Here is a 17,211-nt window from a genome sequence, read left to right on the forward strand (position 1 = left end):
GTGGATGAATCTGTACTGATCTACAACGGGGAGCGACCACATCTCTCCCTGAAATACAAAACGCCCGATGCGGTGCATCGGGCGTTTTGAGACTGAAAGAGGTGTAAACCTATTTCAGGACTAGACACGGGAGGCGCTGTGCTCAACTATCTGTGGTTCATTTTGGCGGCGGTCTTCGAAATCGCCGGCTGCTACGCCTTCTATATGTGGCTGCGCCTGGGCAAGAGCGCCTGGTGGACGGTGCCCGCATTGCTCAGCCTGACCTGCTTCGCGCTGCTGCTCACCCGCGTCGAAGCTGCCTACGCCGGGCGAGCCTACGCCGCCTACGGTGGCCTGTACATCGTGACCTCGCTGGCCTGGCTGGCGCTGGTGGAACGGGTGCGCCCGGCGGGCAGCGACTGGCTCGGCGCGGTGCTGTGCGTGATCGGCGCGAGCATCATCCTGTGGGGCCCGAAACTGCACAGTTCATAAGGGTTGAATGGCGTTCGAATTGGTGTGATTTGGTTCGTTCCTACGTCATTTCCTCAGACTTTTCTGTAGGCAAAGTCGACAAAGCTTGTAGGGCGATCCTGTTTTGATCCGTAAGCATTGATAGCGGTCAATACCCGGCGCAGTCTCAGGGTTCATTCAATGAGCGTGAGGGTTGGACGATGCTGGTATTGACGCGATCGGTGGGCGAGGCCATTGCCATAGGCGATGACATCTGGGTAAAAATTATCGAGGTGCGGGGCAACCAGGTGCGGTTTGGCATCCAGGCGCCCAAGCACATCGAGATTCACCGTGCCGAAGTGTACCGGCGCATCATGGCGCAGACGGCGCGCGAAGCGGCGGCGGTGATGCACGGCAGCTAGGCGCTGCCGTCAGTCGAACAGCTCCTTGGGAATATCGTGCTTGAGCATCAGCGTGCACTGCTGGCTCTCGGGGTCGAACACGATGAAGGCCTGGGCCTTCGCCAGGGCGTGGCGGACCCGCTCCACGCGGGTCTGCAACGGCGTCTCGTCGCCGTTGTCGGTGCCGTCGCGGGTGACGAAGTCCTCGATCAGCAGGGTCAGGGTCTCGGGCGACAGTTGGTCGTGGGGAATCAGCATGGCAGCTCTCGCAAAATGTCACGCATCTTACCATGCGGGTCAGATGGCATTCGGCTCGAAACTGTCGGCGCGGGCCATGGCCCACATGCGCTGGTAGAACTCGCCACTGACCTCGCCACTGAGCAGCTCACCGGGCTTGAGGAACACATGCAGCTGGGAAAACAGCTTCACCTCGGTGGCCGACATGCGCCGCACCAGGTGCTTGGCTTCCAGCTGCGAGGGGTGCACCAGGCCGGCGGCGGCGAGCATTTCCGCCAGCGCCTTGAGGGTGTTGTGGTGGAAGTTGAGCACCCGGTTGGCCTTGTCCGGCACCACCAGGGCGCGCTGGCGCAGCAGGTCCTGGGTGGCGACGCCGGTGGGGCATTTGTTGGTGTGGCAGCTCTGCGACTGGATGCAACCAATGGCAAACATGAAGCCGCGCGCCGAGTTGGCCCAGTCGGCGCCGATGGCCAGCACGCTGGCGATGTCGAACGCGCTGACGATCTTGCCGCTGGCGCCCAGCTTGATCTTGTCGCGCAGGTTCATGCCCACCAGGGTGTTGTGCACGAACAGCAGGCCCTCGCGCATGGGCGTGCCCATGTGGTCGGTGAACTCCACGGGCGCGGCACCAGTGCCGCCTTCCTTGCCGTCCACCACGATGAAGTCCGGCAGGATGCCCGTCTCCAGCATGGCCTTAGCGATGCCCATGAACTCCCACGGGTGGCCCATGCAGAACTTGAACCCCACCGGTTTGCCGCCCGACAGTTCGCGCAGTTGGGCGATGAAATGCATCATCTCGATGGGCGTGGAGAACGCCGAATGGCGTGACGGCGACACGCAGTCCTCGCCCATCATCACCCCGCGGGTGTCGGCGATTTCGCGGGTGACCTTGTGCTTGGGCAGGATGCCGCCATGGCCGGGCTTGGCGCCCTGGCTCATCTTGATCTCGATCATGCGCACCTGCGGTTCGCGGGCCTGCACGGCGAATTTCTCCGGGTCGAACAGGCCGCTGCTGGTGCGGCAACCAAAGTAGCCGCTGCCCAGCTCCCAGGTCAGGTCGCCGCCGTGCTCGCGGTGGTACGGGCTGATGCTGCCCTCGCCGGTGTCGTGGGCGAAGTTGCCCAGCTTGGCGCCCTGGTTCAGCGCGCGGATGGCGTTGGCGCTGAGGGCGCCGAAGCTCATGGCGGAAATGTTGAAGATCGACGCCGAATAGGGCTGGGTGCACTGCGGCCCGCCGATGATTACCCGGAAGCTGGCCGGGTCGCTGAGCGGCGCCGGGCGCATGGAATGGCCAATGAACTCGAAGCCGGGGTGGTACACGTCGATCAGCGTGCCGAAGGGCTTGTCGGCGGTCTCGTTCTTGGCCCGGGCGTACACCAGCGAGCGCTGGGCGCGGGAGAAGGGCAGGGCGTCGCTGTCGGACTCCAGCAGGTATTGGCGGATCTCCGGCCGTATGCCCTCCACCAGGTAGCGGATATTGCCCAGGATGGGGTAGTTGCGGCGCACCGCGTGCGGCGTCTGCAGCAGGTCGAAAATGCCGATCAGGCTGAGCACGCCGCTGCTGAACGCGAACGGCCACAGCCAGTCGTGCTGCATGAACGGCATGCAGGCGAGGGTGAACAGGACACAGGCGGCAAAGAAGGCGTAGCGGCTCAGCAGCGACAGGCTCATGCAATATCCCCGGGTGACCAGTACATGTCAGGCTCAGGTGTTCTGGGCCTGCAGGAATATGGAAAATAGCTCGGATTGCGACTTGATGCCCAGCTTGCTGTACATGTGTTTCTTGTGCACCTTCACGGTTTCCACCGAAATATCCAGCTTGCGCGCGATCTCCTTGCTGGAGCAGCCGCTGAGCATCAGCCGGCCCACGTCCAGCTCGCGTGCGGTCAGCTGCGCGCCCTTGAGCTGCTGCACCGAGGCCTCCAGCTGCACCCGCCAGTCCGGGGCGGCGGCCACCGCGGGCGGGTTGCTGTCCTCGAACGCCAGGCGCTGACGCAGCAGCGCCAGCACCCACGGCTGGACAAGCGACAGCAGCGCAATCTGCTCATTGCCGAAGCGCCGGGTGCTGCCCAGGGACAGGCACAGCGTGCGGTCAGCGTCGATGCGGCAGTTGAACTGGATCTCGTCGGCCACCACGTTCAGGCGGAAGTAGCGCTGGTAGTATTCGGTCAGCTCGAAATGCTCGGGCGCCACCTCGGCCAGGCGGTACAGGCCGTCGGGCGTGGGCTCGCGGCTGGCGATGTAGAACGGGTCCAACAGGTACAGGCCCTTGAGGTAGTCCTGGAACAGCTGGTCGGGGCTGCCGTCCTCGCCCGGGCACTCGGCGAACACCACCGGCCGCTGGTTGCTGCTGAAAAGCAGCGCCACCCAGCTGTCGAAGCTGACGTACTCGCCCAGCAGGCGCACCAGGCGGGTCCAGAAATTGGCCTTGTCGAGGCCCTCGATCAATTGCCCGACGGCCCGGTGCCAGGCCACGTCGTCCAGCGAAAGACTCATGCAACTACCCCTATCGGGTTACCCCGGCTGCGTAATTCCCCTGGCGGGGTGTGCTGCGCATACTGGCTCAATCCCGTAGCAGCTGCCGCCAGGCGGCGTCCGGCGCCACCACGGCGTTGGCAGTGACGCGGCCTGCGGCCGCTGCTACGGCAATTCATTATCCAACAAGGAGAACCCATGAAGGTCGAACTTGCCCAGCTGGCGGGCCAGGACAATGCCACCGCGTACAACCTGGAGCGCGCCCTGGCGGCCATTGCCGCGTGCGCCGAGGATACTCGCCTGGTGGTGTTCCCGGAAACCCACCTGATGGGCTTCCCCTCCGCCCACACCGTGGCCGCCGTCGCCGAGCCGCTGGACGGCCCCACCGTGCGCGCCATCGAGCAGGCTGCCCGCGAGCGCGACATCGCCGTGGTGATTGGCGTGGCCGAGCACGACCAGGGAAGGTTCTACAACACCACGCTGCTGATCACCCCCGAAGGCATCGCCCTCAAGTACCGCAAGACCCACCTCTGGGCCTCGGACCGTGGCGTGTTCAGCGCCGGCGACCGCTTCGCCACCACCCTGTGGCAGGGCGTGCGCGTGGGCCTGCTGATCTGCTACGACATCGAGTTCCCGGAAAGCGCCCGCGCCCTGGGGCAACTGGGCGCCGAGCTGATCATCGTCACCAACGGCAACATGGACCCCTACGGGCCCACCCACCGCACCGCGATCATGGCCCGCGCCCAGGAAAACCAGGCGTTCGCGCTGATGGTCAACCGTGTTGGCGAGGGTGACGGCGGCCTGGTGTTCGCCGGTGGCAGCGCCCTGGTGGACCCATTCGGCACCCTGCTTGAAGAAGCCGGGCGCGACGAGCAGCAGTTCAGCGTCGAGCTGGACCTGGCCCGCCTGCAAGCCGCGCGCAAGGACTACCGCTACCTGGACGACCAGCGCCTGCGCCTGCCCGGTGAGGTGGTCGAGCATGCCAACGGCTTGCGCGAGCTGCTGATCCCGCGCTGATCCACCCTTGGCGCGCGGGCCCGCAGAGGCCCGCCGCCCACTGTTTTTGCCGACCTCGGTTCTGCCATAAATCCAATAATTCGCGGAGTAGTCGTACATGGCTCGTTTGCAACGCACCCTTTCCCTGGGTTCGGTGGTGCTGTTCGGCATCGCCTACATGACCCCGATCATCGTCCTGGGCACCTTCGGCATCCTCGCCCAGTCTACCGCCGGCATGGTGCCGGCCGCCTACCTGGCGGCGCTGGTGGCGATGTTCTTCACCGCCATGAGCTACGGGCGCATGGCTGCGGCTTTCCCGGTGGCCGGCTCGGCCTACAGCTACGTGCGCAAGGCCATCAGCCCCAAGCTGGGCTTCCTCGCTGGCTGGGCGGTGCTGCTGGACTACCTGTTCCTGCCCATGGCCATCTGGCTGATCGGCGCCGCCTACCTGGGTTCGGCATTCCCCGCCGTGCCGCAGTGGCTGTGGGTGCTGGCGTTCATCGGCGTCACCAGCCTGATCAACTGCGTGGGCCTTAAGCTGGCCAACACCGTCAACGCGCTGCTGATGCTGGTGCAGTTCCTGGTGCTGGTGGCCTTCGTCGCGCTGGCCGTGCACTACGTCGCCGGTGACGCCAGCACGCCGCTGTGGACCCTGGCGCCGTTCTTCAACGGCGACATGCAGATGCCCCTGGTGATGAGCGGCGCGGCCATCGCCTGCTACTCGTTCCTGGGCTTCGATGCGGTCAGCACCCTCACCGAGGAAACCCGCGACCCGCGCCGCACCATCCCGCGGGCGATCATGCTCATCACCCTGATTGGCGGGCTGATCTTCGTGGCGGTGTCGTACTTCGTGCAGCTGGCGCACCCCTCGTTCGTGTTCGACAACGTCGACTCGGCGGCCTATGAGATTGCTCGCAACATCGGTGGCGACCTGTTCGTGTCGATCTTCATGATCGGCCTGATCGTCGGCCAGTTCGCCTCGGGGCTGTCGGCGCAAGCCAGCGGTTCGCGGCTGCTGTTCGCCATGGGCCGCGACGGCGTGTTGCCCAAGGCGTTCTTCGGCAGGCTCAGCGAGCGCTTCGGTACGCCGGTCAACAGCATCCTGCTGTGCGGCGTGGTGGCGCTGCTGGCGCTGAAAATGGACGTGACCACCTCCACCTCGTTCATCAACTTCGGCGCGTTCCTGGCCTTCAGCCTGGTGAACCTGTCGGTGATCTTCCATTACTGGATCAACGGCGACAAACGCGGGCCGCGCGAAATGCTGCTGTTCCTGCTGTGCCCGTTGATCGGCCTGCTGGCGGACCTGTGGCTGATGATCAGCCTCGACCACCTGGCGATCATCCTCGGCGTCAGCTGGCTGGCGCTGGGCTGCGTGTACCTGCTGGTGCTGACCGGCGGCCTGCGCCGCCAGCCGCCGGAGATGGATTTCCAGGAAGCGACATAACCGCCTCGTAGCAGCTGCCGCCAGGCTGCGTCCTATGGCGCGGTGTGTTCGGACGCGGCCTTTGGCCGCTGCTACAGGTGCCTGGCGCGATTGCCTCCCGCGCAGCCCGCCGAACCCACGTAGCAGCTGCCGCAGGCTGCGTCCGAGGCCGCCGCCTATGCCTGATGGTTCGCGGTGCGGGTGACGCAGCCTGGCGGCAGCTGCTACGGGGTATGCAGCAACGCGGCGCGCAGCGCTGGGGTTTCGGCTTCCCAGTACTGCGGCTTGCCGGCGACGATCGCCGCCACCGGCAAGCCGTCGCGCAGCACCAGGCGGTTGCCGCTGTTGGCCGGCACCTTGGCGCCGGGCAGCAGGGTGCCGGCCAGGTTCAGCGGGTCGCTGGCGCTGATGGCCACCAGGCTGTCGTCCAGCGGCCGCCTGCGCACCTCGCGCAGCACCGGAATGGCCTCGGGCAGGGCGAATTGCTCACCCGCCAGGCCGCTGACAAAACGCCCGCCGCGTATCTCGCCGCGGGCCTCCAGGCGATGGTAGGTGCGCAGCAGCTCGCGCCAGCTGGGCAGCCAGTCGGCCTCGCGCTCCAGCAATCGCCAGAACACCACGCCGTAGCGGCGTAGCAAGGTCATGGCCACTTCTTCCAGCGGGTCACGCTCGTCGTTGCCTACTGGCCGCAGCAGCGCCCAGCGCCCGGCGTCGTCCATGCCGCCGATGAACGCGCCGCGCCCGCGCCGGGGGCTGCGGGCCTGGCGTTTGCTGGCGGGGGTGATCAGCGCGCGCAGGCCGGCGAAGCTGTCGGCGTTCACCAGGCCCGCCGACACCAGCTCCTGCAGGGCGGTTTCCAGCTCGCTGCGCAGCAGGTGCGCGTCGCTGCCCAACTCGTCGAAGAACAGTGCGCCGTGCTGGCCCAGCACCTCGTGCACCTTGCGCGCCCGCGGGGACAGTTCATCCACGCCCACAGCCGGCGACAGGCCGCGCCACAGGTTGGCCCGCGCCCGCGGCAGCAGCACGATGGGCGTGCTGCGCAAGGTCGCGGTCAGCGCCTTGCCGCTGGCGGCCAGGCGCGTCCACAGGGTCTTGCCGGTGCGGCAGGCGTCGTCCAGCCATTGGCCGCTGTAGCCCTTGAGGCGGCAGGGCAGCAGGTCGCTTTCCCAGGCCCCGGCCGGCGCGCTGTAGCCCTCCAGCAGGTCGAGCACCTGGCCTAGCGCCGCCTGGCCTTGCAGGCGGGTGCTGCTGCCCAGGTGCTGCCAATCGAGCAGGAAGCGCATGAAGTCCTGCAGGCTGACCGGCTCGATCTCCCGGCGCAAGCGCTTGACCGTGTAGCGGTGAATGCGCGCCAGCAGGTGCCGCTCGCACCACTGGCTGTCGCGCAGCCCGGGGCGGAACTGGCCGCGCAGCAGGTAGCCCTGGCCTTCGAGTCGCGCCAGCGCCTGTTCCACCTGGGGCAGCGGCAGGTTCAGCGGCCCGGCGATTTCCCCCAGGCGCAGCGGCGCGAAGCCGCTCAGGCGCGCGCGCAGCAGTTCCTGGCAGGCGTCGTCGCTGGCCCAAGGCTCGTCGAAGCCGGGCAGCGGCTGCAAGGCCGGCGTGCAGCGCGCCGCGGGGTACAGCGCCTGCAGCAGCGGCAGGCGTTCCACCGCCAGCCACAGCAGCTGGCCGTTGCCGGCGTCCATCAGCGTTGCGCGGCCGCCCGCCGCCAGGGCCTGCAGCCAGGCTTGCCACTGGGGCTGGCCGGCGGTTTCGTGGCTGTTGATGGCTGCCAGTTGCATCAGCGCTTCGTGCATCTCGTCAAGGCTGTGGGGCGCAGGCCAGGCTTCGGCGGCCACGGCGGTGATCGCCTCGGCGTCTAGCGCGCCCAGGTCGTCGGCGGCCTGGGGTTCGTGCCAGCGGCGGCTGAGCACCGCCTGGGTGCGGCGTTCCTCCAGCGGCGCGTCGTCGAGAAACGCATAAGGCCGTGCATTCAGAATCGCCGCAGCCAGCGGCGAGGGCGCCGGCAGGTCGTGGCTGATCAGGCGCACCTGGCCCTGTTCCATGCGCCGCAGCAGGGCCAGCCAGCCTTCGCTGTCCATGGCCTCGTGCAAGCAGTCGTCGAGGGTCTGTTCCACCAGCGGATGGTCGGGAATCTCGCGCTCGCCGACGATGTTTTCCAGGCAGGCGATCTGGTCGGGGAACACTGTGGCAATCAGGTCCTCGCTCTTCATGCGCTGCACCTGCGGCGCCACCTTGCGCCCGCCGGTGTAGCGCGGCAGCGCCAGGGCCACGCCGGTGGTCCAGCGCCAGCGCACGCCGAACAGCGGCGCATCGAGCACGGCCTGGATCAGCAGGTGTTCGGCGCTGTTGCTGTTGAGGTAACGCCACACCTCGTCCAGGGCGAAGCTATGGCTGGTGGACAGCGACAGCACGATGGCGTCTTCGCTGGCGGCCGCCTGCAGCTCGAAGTTGAAGGTGCGGCAGAAGCGCTTGCGCAGCGCCAGGCCCCAGGCGCGGTTGATGCGGCTGCCGAACGGCGTGTGGATGATCAGCTGGGTGCCGCCGGACTCGTCGAAGAAACGCTCCATGATCAACGTGTCGTGGGAGGGCAGGGCGCCCAGGGCGTTGCGCGTGCGGGCCAGGTAATCCACCAGTTGCTCGGCGCTGTCGGCGCCCAGGCCCAGCTCGGCCTGCAGCTGCTGGACCAGCGCCGGCAACTGGCCGTCGAGGGCGCCCAGGCGTTCGTCGATATGCCCTTGCAGGCGCGCCACCGCCAGGGAAAGTTCGTCGCTGCGCCCCGGCGCCTCGCCCAGCCAGAACGGAATGTTCGGCGGCTGGCCCTGGGCGTCTTCCACGCGCACCCGGCCGGTCTCGATGCGCAGGATGCGGTACGAGGTGTTGCCGAGCTGGAAGATATCGCCGGCAATGCTTTCCACCGCGAAGTCTTCGTTGACGCTGCCCACGTTCAGGCCCTGGGGTTCCAGTACCACGCTGTAGTCGGCGTTGTCGGGGATGGTGCCGCCGCTGGTGACCGCGGTCAGTTGCGCGCCGCGGCGGCCACGCAGGGTGCCGCTGACCGCGTCGCGGTGCAGGTAGGCGGCGCGCACGCCCTGGCGGCCGCTGTAGCCCTCGGCGAGCATGCGCAGCAGCGCCTGGTAGTGGGCCGGGTCCAGCTGCGCGTAGGGCATGGCCCGCTGCATCAGCGCCAGCAGCGCGTCTTCGTGCCATTCCTGGCAACTGACCTCGGCGATAATCTGCTGGGCCAGCACGTCCAGCGGCGCCTTGGGCACGTGCAGCACATCCAGCTCGCCGCGGCGCACGCAGTCGAGCAGCGCCGCGCATTCGATCAGGTCGTCCAGCGAGGTGGCGAACAGCCGGCCCTTGGGCGTGCCGCCGACCTGGTGGCCTGAGCGCCCGACCCGTTGCAGGAACGCCGAGATCGAGCGCGGCGAGGCGATCTGGCACACCAGCTCGACGTCGCCGATGTCCAGGCCCAGCTCCAGCGAGGCGGTGGCCACCAGCACTCGTAGCTCGCCGCGCTTGAGCCGCTGTTCGGCGTCCAGCCGTTGCTCCTTGGCCAGGCTGCCGTGGTGGGCGGCCACCGCGTCGCGGCCCAGGCGGTCGCTTAAATGCCGCGCCAGGCGTTCGGCCAGGCGCCGGGTGTTGACGAATATCAGCGTGGTGCGGTGCTGGCGGCTCAGTTCGGCGAGGCGGTCGTAGACCAGCAGCCACACGTCGTTGGCCATCACTGCGCCCAGCGGTACCGGCGGCACCTCGATGGCCAGGTCGCGCGGCCGCGCATGGCCGATGTCGACGATGGCGCACGGCCGTTCGTGCCCCACCAGGAAGCGCGCCACGCGCTCGATGGGTTGCTGGGTGGCCGACAGGCCGATACGCCGCAGCGGCGCCGGGCACAACGCCTGCAGGCGTTCCAGGCTCAGCGCCAGGTGGCTGCCGCGCTTGCTGGCGGCCACGGCGTGGATCTCGTCGACGATCACCGTGCCGACGTTGCCGAGCATCTTGCGCCCCGAGGCCGAGCCCAGCAGCACATACAGCGATTCCGGGGTGCTGACCAGGATGTGCGGCGCCTGCTTGCGCATGGCCGCGCGCTCTTTCTGCGGGGTGTCGCCGGTGCGCACCGCCGTGCGGATCGACACCGGCGGCAGGCCCATGGCCTGCAGCTGTTCGCCGATGCCGGCCAAGGGGTGTTGCAGGTTGATCTGGATGTCGTTGGACAGCGCCTTGAGCGGCGACACGTAGACCACCAGGGTCTGCCCGGGCAAGGCGTCGCCCAGCTGCACCAGGTCGTCGATCACCGCCAGGAACGCCGTCAGGGTCTTGCCCGAACCGGTGGGCGCCGCCACCAGCAGCGACTCGCCGGCCTTGATCAATGGCCAGGCGCGCGCCTGGGCCGGGGTCACGGCCGGGAAGGTGTGCTGGAACCAGGCACGCACGGCGGGGTGGAAACCGTCGAGCGCCGGGTCGTCGGAGGCAGGCAGGTTCATTGAGTATTGATGCCCTCGCTGGCTGCAAGTTGCAACCACCGCCGACACCTTTCCAACAGGCCATGGCACGTTGCAATAAAATGTAGGAGCCGGTTTTACCCGCGAAAGGCCGCGCGGGCGGCCGGTAGTCGCCGTGATTGAGTCCCGAGACGAGCCGCGTATACTTCGCGATTTTTCCCGGGAGCCGCCATGAACCGTACCATCCACATCGCTGCCGCCCTGCTGATCGGCCCCGACGGCAAGACCCTGCTGGTGCGCAAGCGCAACACCCTGGCGTTCATGCAGCCTGGCGGCAAGATCGAGCCCGGCGAGCAGCCGGTGCATGCCCTGGCCCGCGAACTGGACGAGGAACTGGGCGTACGCATCGACACCACCCAGGCGCAGTATCTGGGCGCCTTCAGCGCGCCGGCGGCCAACGAGCCGGGCTTCGAGGTGCGCTGCGAGCTGTTCCGCGTCGACGTGGCGGGGCCGGTGACCATTGCCGCCGAGATCGAAGAGGCGGTCTGGGTGGATGGCGACAGCCATGCCCAGCTGGAACTGGCGCCACTCACCCGCGACCACATACTGCCGATTTACACTGCCCTGTAGCCGCTGCCGCAGGCTGCGCTGGCCCTGAGCCTCGCTGAAAATCTCCTGTGCAAACGAGGGCCAGCGCAGCCTGCGGCAGCGGCGACAACGGGATCAGCGCACCGCGCTGACCCCATCCAGGGTCGAGAACGAGGTGTCCTTGGCCGTCAGCAGGAAGTCGCGCATGTACGGCGCGTCGAGCATGTCGGCGCGCACCGCCGCGTACAGCGTGGCGAACAGGCCTTTCTCGCCCAGGCGCTTGCCCTTCACGTAGCCGCGCGAGCTGTATTCATGCAGCGCCCAGTGCGGCATGCCGCAGACGCCGCGGCCGCTGGCCACCAGTTGCATCATCATCACCGTCAGCTCCGAGGTGCGCACCTGGGCAGGCTCGACGTCGGCCGGCTCCAGGAAGCGGGTGAAGATGTCCAGGCGGTCGCGCTCCACCGGGTAGGTGATCAGGGTCTCGCTGGCCAGGTCATCGGGCACGATGTATGGCTTGCTGGCCAGCGCGTGCTGGTTGGCCACCGCCAGCATGGCCTCGTAGGTGAACAGCGGCACGTAGGTGATGCCCGGCAGTTCCAGCGGGTCGCTGGTCACCACCAGGTCCAGGTCGCCGCGGGCCAGGGCCGGCAGCGGCGCGAAGGCGAAGCCCGAGGCCAGGTCCAGTTCCACTTCCGGCCAGGCGTCGCGGAACTGGTCGATGGTGGGCATCAGCCACTGGAAGCAGCTGTGGCACTCGATGGCCATGTGCAGGCGCCCGGCGGTGCCGCCGGCCAGCCGCGCGATATCGCGCTCGGCGCCGCGCAGCAGCGGCAGGGTGGCATCGGCCAATTGAAGCAGGCGCAGGCCGGCGCTGGTGAAGCGAATGGGTTTGGTCTTGCGCATGAACAGTGGCAGGCCCAGGCGCTCTTCCAGCTCCTTGAACTGGTGCGACAGCGCCGATTGCGTCAGGTGCAGGCGCTCGGCGGCTTCCACCAGGCTGTCGGCCTCGCGCAAGGCGTGCAGGGTTTTCAGGTGTCGGATTTCCAGCATGAGCGCCTCTATGAAAATTTCTTGTGATCAACACGAATAGATTGAGTTTGTCTCATGTTGTGCCGGATGTCGATAATGCGCCCATCGAATACGGAGTACCGCACCATGGCCAACGCCACCCCACACGACCTGTCGTTCTACACCCAACGCCTGCTGGACGAGGTCGAACAGGCCCGGGCGCGCGGCGAGATGCCACGGCCGGTGCTGATGGGGCCGCTGAGCTACCTGTGGCTGGACCAGGCCAACGGCAGCGATGTGCGTGCGCTGAGCCGCCTGGAAGTGGTGCTGCCGGTGTACGGCGAGATCCTGGTGCGCCTGGCGCGCCTGGGCGTGGAGTGGGTGCAGATCGACGAGCCAATCCTCACCCAGGCGTTGCCCCAGGCCTGGAAGAGCGCCTTCGAGCGCGCCTATCACATCCTCCAGTACTCGCCGCTGAAGAAGCTGCTGGCCACCTACGGCGGCGCGCTGCAGGACAACCTCGGCCTGGCCGCGCACCTGCCGGTGGACGGCCTGCACGTGGACCTGGCCAGCGCCCCCGAGCAGCTCACCGCGGTGCTGGACCGGGTACCCAGCTATAAGGTGCTGTCCCTGGCGGTGGCCATCGATGGTGCCGACCTGTGGTGCTGCGAGCTGGAAGCGGTGCAGGCACAATTGCAGCCCGCCCGCCGGCGCTTCGGCGAAAACCTGTGGCTGTCCGGCGCGCGCTGGTTGGCCGACCTGGGCGCCCTGCTGCCCGACCTGCGCCCCGCCGGCCATGCCTGCCACATCACCAGCTGAGTGACCATTCAGCGAGGTTCATCAAACTGTCACTGAACTGTGGCAGCGCGCCCGCACGAAGTTCATCACACTCGCGCTCTACTGGGGATCTGCGTTTGTGGTGTTTTTCATGCGGGCAATTTTGTTTCTGGCGGCGCTGTTGTGCAGCCTTTCTTCTTTCGCGGCGTCTAGCTGTGATGTAAACGTCCCGGTGCGTCACGCACTGCTCAAGGACGTCAACCTGGCCTATCAGAGCATCGGTCGCGACTCCGACCCGGCGTTGCTGTTGGTGATGGGCCTGGGTGGGCAACTGATCCACTGGCCCGACGAAGTGGTGGTGGCGCTGTGCGAGCAGGGCTTCCGGGTGATTCGCTATGACAACCGCGACGTTGGCCTGTCCAGCTGGGCCCAGGCCCCCGACAGCGTCAACCTGACCTTCGAGGTGCTGCGCTACAAGCTCGGCCTGCCGGTGTCGGCGCCCTACAGCCTGACCGACATGGCCGGCGACGGCCTGGGCCTGATGGACGCGCTGCACGTGGGGCGCTTTCACCTGTTGGGCGCGAGCATGGGCGGCATGATCGCCCAGCACATGGCAGCCATGGCGCCGCAGCGGGTGGAAAGCCTGACGCTGATCATGAGCAGCTCCGGCGACCCCGGCCTGCCCATGCCCAGACCGGCGCTGCTGCAACTGCTGGCCCGGCGTGGCGCGCCGAACCGCGAGGTGGCCATCGAGCAGCAGGCCGACCTGCTGGCGGCGCTGGGCAGCCCGGACGTGGTGGACGACCGCCAGGTGCTGCTGCACCAGGCGGCGGTGTCCTACGACCGCGCGTTCAACCCCGAAGGCGTGAAGCGGCAGATTCTGGCGATACTCGCCGAGCCCAGCCGGGTGACGCTGCTGGACAACCTGCGGGTGCCGACCCTGGTGGTGCATGGCACGGCCGACCCGCTACTGCCGGTGATGCACGGCGTGCACCTGGCGGCGCATATCCGTGGCAGCGAGCTGAAGCTGATTCCGGGGTTGGCGCACCGGTTCCAGGAGGCGTTCAAGGCGCCGTTGCTGGCGGCGGTGTTGCCCTACCTGGATGCACAGAAACTGCACGACGCGCCGGTGGCAGGGTTGTAGCCCCCGAGCACCGCGTGGGAGTGGGGTAGTTGTCGACGGTGGCGCCTACCGAGCGAACTTGCTGACCTGAATCGCCAGCTTCTTCAGCCGGTACCACAGGCTGCGCTCGGTAATGCCCATCAACTGTGCCGCCGCAGCCTGCACGCCGTTGGTCTGCTGCAGGGCGGCGAGGATCCAGGCTTTTTCCACCTCGGCCAGCTTGCCGTCCAGGTCGTTGGGCACGCCGCCGGGCACGGCCTCGTCGGCCTGCCCGGCAGCGGCCTCGAACAGGTACGCAGGCAGGTCCTGCTGTTCGATCAGCGCGCCCTGGGCGACGATGGTCGCGCGTTCCACGCAGTTCTGCAGTTCGCGGATGTTGCCCGGCCACGGGTAGTTGAGCATCGACTGCATGGCCTGCGGGCTGAAGCCGGTGATGCGCTTGCCGGCCTCGGCGCCCAGCAGGCCGGCGAAGTGGTGGGCCAGGCCGGGGATGTCCTCGCTGCGCTCGCGCAGGGCGGGCAGGGGGATGGGGAAGACGTTGAGGCGGTAATACAGGTCTTCGCGAAACTCCTTGCGCGCCACGGCTTCCACCAGGTTCTTATGGGTGGCGGCGATGACCCGCACGTCCACCTTGCGCTCGCGGATGTCGCCCACCGGCTCGATCAGCCGTTCCTGCAGCGCGCGCAGAATCTTGGCCTGCAGCGCCAGGGGCATGTCGCCCACCTCGTCGAGGAACAGCGTGCCCTTGTCGGCCTGCTGGAAACGGCCGATGCGGTCGCTGACGGCGCCGGTGAAGGCGCCCTTGCGGTGGCCGAACATCTCGCTTTCCAGCAGCCCCTCGGGAATGGCCGCGCAGTTCACCGCCACGAACGGCTGGTCGGCGCGGTTGCCGTGCTGGTGGATGGCGCGCGCGACCATTTCCTTGCCGGTGCCACTCTCGCCGGTCAGCAGGATGGTGGCGCTGCTCTCGCGCACCGAATCGATGGCCTGCAACACCCGGCGGAAGGCCGGGCTCTCGCCCACCAGGTTGTCGAACTGGTGATGGTTGTCGAGTTCTGCGCGCATGCGCGCGTTGTCGCGCAGGATGTCGCGGAACTGCAGCGCCTTGTGCACGGTGATGTCCAGCTCGTCGATGTCGAACGGCTTGGCGATGTAGTCGAAGGCCCCGTCGCGCATGGACTTCACGGCGTTCTTCACCGTGGAATAGGCGGTCATGACAATGACCGGCACCTGGGGAAAGCGCTGCTTGATCTCGGCCAGCAGCTGCGGGCCGTCCATGCCGGGCATGCGCCAGTCGCTGATGACCAGGTCGATGCTTTCCTGCTCCATCACCTCCAGCGCCAGCAGGCCGTTGCCGGCGGTGAACACCTGCACCTGGTCCTGGCTGAGCGCCGAGACCAGCAGGTCGCAGAGTTTCGGCTCGTCGTCGACTACCAGGACGTTATGGCTCAAGCGGGCTCTCCTTCGCGGGCCGGTATGTACAGGTTGAACGTGGCGCCTTGGCCCGGGGTGCTGATGCACTCCACGCGACCGTCATGGTTTTCCATGATCGAGAACACTTTTGCAAGCCCAAGGCCGGTGCCCGAGGCCTTGGTGGTGACGAACGGGTTGAAGATGCGCTCCATCAGGTCGCTGGAAATGCCCTGGCCGTCGTCTTCCACGCTCAGGCGCGTGTTGGCGCCGTCGGTGCCGATGCCCAGCACCAGGTGGCCGCCGTCGGGCATGGCGTCGATGGCGTTGAGCACCAGGTTCAGGCAGGCCTGCTTGAGCTGGCGGCTGTCGGCGTACAGCGTGGCGCCGGGGGCCTGGTCTTCGATCAGCGCGTGGATGTCGTGGGTGGCAAGCTCCGGCGCGCAGAAGCCGAGTATGTCTTCCAGCAGCGCCCGCGCCGACATCACAGTGCGGATCGGCGGGCTGGGCTTGGCGAAATCGAGGAACTCGGTGATCAGTTCGTTGATGCGGGTGACTTCCGAGATCACGTATTCCAGGTGGCGCATGTCCGCCTCTGGCAGGGCTGCGCGGCGGTGCAGCAGCTGGGTGGCGGTCTTGATGATGCCCAGCGGGTTGCGAATTTCGTGGGCCAGGCCCATGGCCACTTCGCCCATGGTGTGCAGGCGGTCGCGGCGGCGCATCTGCGCCTCCAGGTGCTGCAGGGCCTGCAAGCCTTTGGTCATGTGGTTGAAGGTCACGCCCAGCTCGGCCAGCTCGTCGTTGCCCAGCACTTCCACCTGCTGGCTGTAGTCGCCGGCGGTCACCGCGCGCACGCCTTCGGACAGGGCGCGCATCGGCCGGGTGAACCGCCGCGTCACCAGGGTGCCGACACCCAGGGACAGCGCCGAGCTGAGCAGGAAAATCAGCACGAACAGGTTGCTCTGGTTCACCAGCCCCAGCAGGTTGCTGTGGCGCAGCAGGCCGCTGAACACCACGCCCTGCAGGTTGCCCTTGTCATTGAGCAGGGGCCGGTACAGGCCGCTGTACTGGCTGGTGAACTGTTCGGTGGGGCTCTTGGTGTCGCGCAGCACCTGCTCGATGCGTTGTGGCAACAGGGGCGGGTGGTTTTCGAAGCGCTGGCTGGAAAACACCTCGGCGTAGCCCTGGTCGCTGGACAGGTACAGGCGCAGGTCGAGGGTGTGCACGTCGGCGACGCTGGTCAGGAAGCTGGCGTCGAGGAAAGTGGCGACCAGCAGCTGGTAGTCTTCGCCGTTCTGCTGGGTGGGGAAGGTGGAGACCACGGTGCCGATGCGCGCGCTGCCGTTGTGGATGGTCTGCAGCACGGCGTCGGGCGCCAGGCTGATCTGTTCCACCACGTCGGCGGCAGCGGTGGAGAACACCACCTTGTGGTCACGGCTGCGGATCAGCGCCACCACGTCGATGCCCATGGCATCGGCGATGTCACCGATCAGTTTGTCCTGGTGCTGCGCGCGTTTCTCGGTGGGTGCCTCGGCCCGGGCGTAGCGCAGGAACAGTTGGGCCACGCGGGCGTTGTCGCGCAGGATCTCGCTGATTTCGTCCTCGACGATCTTGGTCGATTCCTGCAGCCAGACGCGCACGTTGCTGTCGAAAATTTCGGCCAGGGTGGTGGCGGCCAGTTCGGAGGCGATCATCGTCGGCACCACGCTGACCAGCCAGAACGCCAGGATCAACTTGCGTTGCAGGTTCCAGCGCGACAGTCGAAAGGCGGACGGTTTCGGGGCAGGGGGCGTCATCGATACTCGCTTAAGTCGGTCATGCAACACACTGTAGCCGCTGCCGCAGGCTGCGCTGGCCCTTGCGTACGCTCGAGATCTTCAGTGTACGCAAGGGCCA

At 67.2% G+C, this 17,211-nt stretch carries 13 protein-coding genes and 1 pseudogene; 7 read left to right on the forward strand and 7 right to left on the reverse strand.

Going from position 1 to position 17,211, the window contains the following annotated elements; genetic code table 11:
- Nucleotides 1–138: 138 nt before the first annotated feature.
- Together AC0Z2B_RS31850 and csrA are read left to right on the forward strand one after the other, a co-directional pair.
- Nucleotides 139–471 carry a YnfA family protein gene (locus tag AC0Z2B_RS31850; protein WP_476302092.1) on the forward strand — a complete coding sequence of 111 codons (333 nt, stop codon included), beginning with the start codon at nt 139–141 and terminating at the stop codon, nt 469–471.
- 179 nt (nt 472–650) lie between these two features.
- Nucleotides 651–851 carry a carbon storage regulator CsrA gene (csrA, locus tag AC0Z2B_RS31855; RefSeq protein WP_476302094.1) on the forward strand — a complete coding sequence of 67 codons (201 nt, stop codon included), beginning with the start codon at nt 651–653 and terminating at the stop codon, nt 849–851.
- 9 nt (nt 852–860) lie between these two features.
- Here the strand turns inward: csrA and AC0Z2B_RS31860 are convergent, their stop codons facing one another.
- Genes AC0Z2B_RS31860 through AC0Z2B_RS31870 form a run of 3 tightly spaced genes read right to left on the reverse strand, consistent with a single transcriptional unit; the run spans nt 861 to nt 3,563 of the window.
- Nucleotides 861–1,088, reverse strand: coding sequence for a YheU family protein (locus AC0Z2B_RS31860; RefSeq protein WP_416426270.1), 228 nt, complete (start codon nt 1,086–1,088; stop codon nt 861–863).
- A 39-nt stretch (nt 1,089–1,127) separates the two neighbouring features.
- Complete coding sequence (locus tag AC0Z2B_RS31865; RefSeq protein ID WP_476302097.1) at nt 1,128–2,738, reverse strand: FMN-binding glutamate synthase family protein; 1,611 nt, start codon at nt 2,736–2,738, stop codon at nt 1,128–1,130.
- Nucleotides 2,739–2,771: 33 nt separating this feature from the next.
- Nucleotides 2,772–3,563, reverse strand: a complete 792-nt coding sequence (locus tag AC0Z2B_RS31870; RefSeq protein ID WP_476302099.1) for a helix-turn-helix transcriptional regulator — start codon at nt 3,561–3,563, stop codon at nt 2,772–2,774.
- Between the two features lie 177 nt (nt 3,564–3,740).
- Between AC0Z2B_RS31870 and AC0Z2B_RS31875 the strand changes: the two genes are divergently transcribed.
- Entirely contained in the window at nt 3,741–4,559 is an 819-nt protein-coding gene (locus AC0Z2B_RS31875) for a carbon-nitrogen hydrolase family protein (protein WP_476302101.1), read from the forward strand.
- 97 nt (nt 4,560–4,656) lie between these two features.
- The gene (locus AC0Z2B_RS31880) at nt 4,657–5,982 is read left to right on the forward strand and encodes an APC family permease (RefSeq protein ID WP_476302104.1); all 1,326 of its coding nucleotides are present in this window, start codon (nt 4,657–4,659) and stop codon (nt 5,980–5,982) included.
- A 203-nt stretch (nt 5,983–6,185) separates the two neighbouring features.
- Here the strand turns inward: AC0Z2B_RS31880 and AC0Z2B_RS31885 are convergent, their stop codons facing one another.
- Nucleotides 6,186–10,448 (reverse strand): DEAD/DEAH box helicase, encoded by a 4,263-nt coding sequence (locus AC0Z2B_RS31885; RefSeq protein WP_476302106.1) that lies wholly within the window; start codon nt 10,446–10,448, stop codon nt 6,186–6,188.
- Nucleotides 10,449–10,637: 189 nt separating this feature from the next.
- Between AC0Z2B_RS31885 and AC0Z2B_RS31890 the strand changes: the two genes are divergently transcribed.
- On the forward strand, nt 10,638–11,036 hold the full coding sequence (locus AC0Z2B_RS31890; RefSeq protein ID WP_476302108.1) for an NUDIX hydrolase: 399 nt from the start codon (nt 10,638–10,640) through the stop codon (nt 11,034–11,036).
- 93 nt (nt 11,037–11,129) lie between these two features.
- Here AC0Z2B_RS31890 and metR read toward each other — a convergent pair whose 3' ends face one another.
- On the reverse strand, nt 11,130–12,047 hold the full coding sequence (metR, locus tag AC0Z2B_RS31895; protein WP_416426261.1) for a transcriptional regulator MetR: 918 nt from the start codon (nt 12,045–12,047) through the stop codon (nt 11,130–11,132).
- Nucleotides 12,048–12,167: 120 nt separating this feature from the next.
- On the opposite strand from metR, the pseudogene AC0Z2B_RS31900 reads away from it, so the two are divergent.
- A pseudogene (locus tag AC0Z2B_RS31900) lies at nt 12,168–12,749 on the forward strand (uroporphyrinogen decarboxylase/cobalamine-independent methonine synthase family protein); the annotation flags it as partial.
- A gap of 184 nt (nt 12,750–12,933) precedes the next feature.
- Complete coding sequence (locus AC0Z2B_RS31905) at nt 12,934–13,926, forward strand: alpha/beta fold hydrolase (RefSeq protein WP_476302111.1); 993 nt, start codon at nt 12,934–12,936, stop codon at nt 13,924–13,926.
- 45 nt (nt 13,927–13,971) lie between these two features.
- Here AC0Z2B_RS31905 and AC0Z2B_RS31910 read toward each other — a convergent pair whose 3' ends face one another.
- Nucleotides 13,972–15,357 (reverse strand): sigma-54-dependent transcriptional regulator, encoded by a 1,386-nt coding sequence (locus AC0Z2B_RS31910; RefSeq protein WP_476302113.1) that lies wholly within the window; start codon nt 15,355–15,357, stop codon nt 13,972–13,974.
- Nucleotides 15,354–17,111, reverse strand: coding sequence for an ATP-binding protein (locus AC0Z2B_RS31915; protein WP_473004118.1), 1,758 nt, complete (start codon nt 17,109–17,111; stop codon nt 15,354–15,356). The genes AC0Z2B_RS31910 and AC0Z2B_RS31915 overlap by 4 nt, the downstream gene beginning before the upstream one ends.
- Nucleotides 17,112–17,211: the final 100 nt, after the last annotated feature.

The sequence above is a fragment of the Pseudomonas sp. GYB4201 genome (genome assembly GCF_056312595.1).

Coding starts and splice junctions, on each gene's coding strand:
- AC0Z2B_RS31860 (WP_416426270.1), bottom strand. CDS start 1,088: ATGCTGATTCCCCACGACCAACTGTCGCCCGAGACCCTGACCCTGCTG.
- AC0Z2B_RS31880 (WP_476302104.1), top strand. CDS start 4,657: ATGGCTCGTTTGCAACGCACCCTTTCCCTGGGTTCGGTGGTGCTGTTC.
- metR (WP_416426261.1), bottom strand. CDS start 12,047: ATGCTGGAAATCCGACACCTGAAAACCCTGCACGCCTTGCGCGAGGCC.
- AC0Z2B_RS31870 (WP_476302099.1), bottom strand. CDS start 3,563: ATGAGTCTTTCGCTGGACGACGTGGCCTGGCACCGGGCCGTCGGGCAA.
- AC0Z2B_RS31865 (WP_476302097.1), bottom strand. CDS start 2,738: ATGAGCCTGTCGCTGCTGAGCCGCTACGCCTTCTTTGCCGCCTGTGTC.
- AC0Z2B_RS31875 (WP_476302101.1), top strand. CDS start 3,741: ATGAAGGTCGAACTTGCCCAGCTGGCGGGCCAGGACAATGCCACCGCG.
- AC0Z2B_RS31915 (WP_473004118.1), bottom strand. CDS start 17,111: ATGACGCCCCCTGCCCCGAAACCGTCCGCCTTTCGACTGTCGCGCTGG.
- AC0Z2B_RS31905 (WP_476302111.1), top strand. CDS start 12,934: ATGCGGGCAATTTTGTTTCTGGCGGCGCTGTTGTGCAGCCTTTCTTCT.
- csrA (WP_476302094.1), top strand. CDS start 651: ATGCTGGTATTGACGCGATCGGTGGGCGAGGCCATTGCCATAGGCGAT.
- AC0Z2B_RS31885 (WP_476302106.1), bottom strand. CDS start 10,448: ATGAACCTGCCTGCCTCCGACGACCCGGCGCTCGACGGTTTCCACCCC.
- AC0Z2B_RS31890 (WP_476302108.1), top strand. CDS start 10,638: ATGAACCGTACCATCCACATCGCTGCCGCCCTGCTGATCGGCCCCGAC.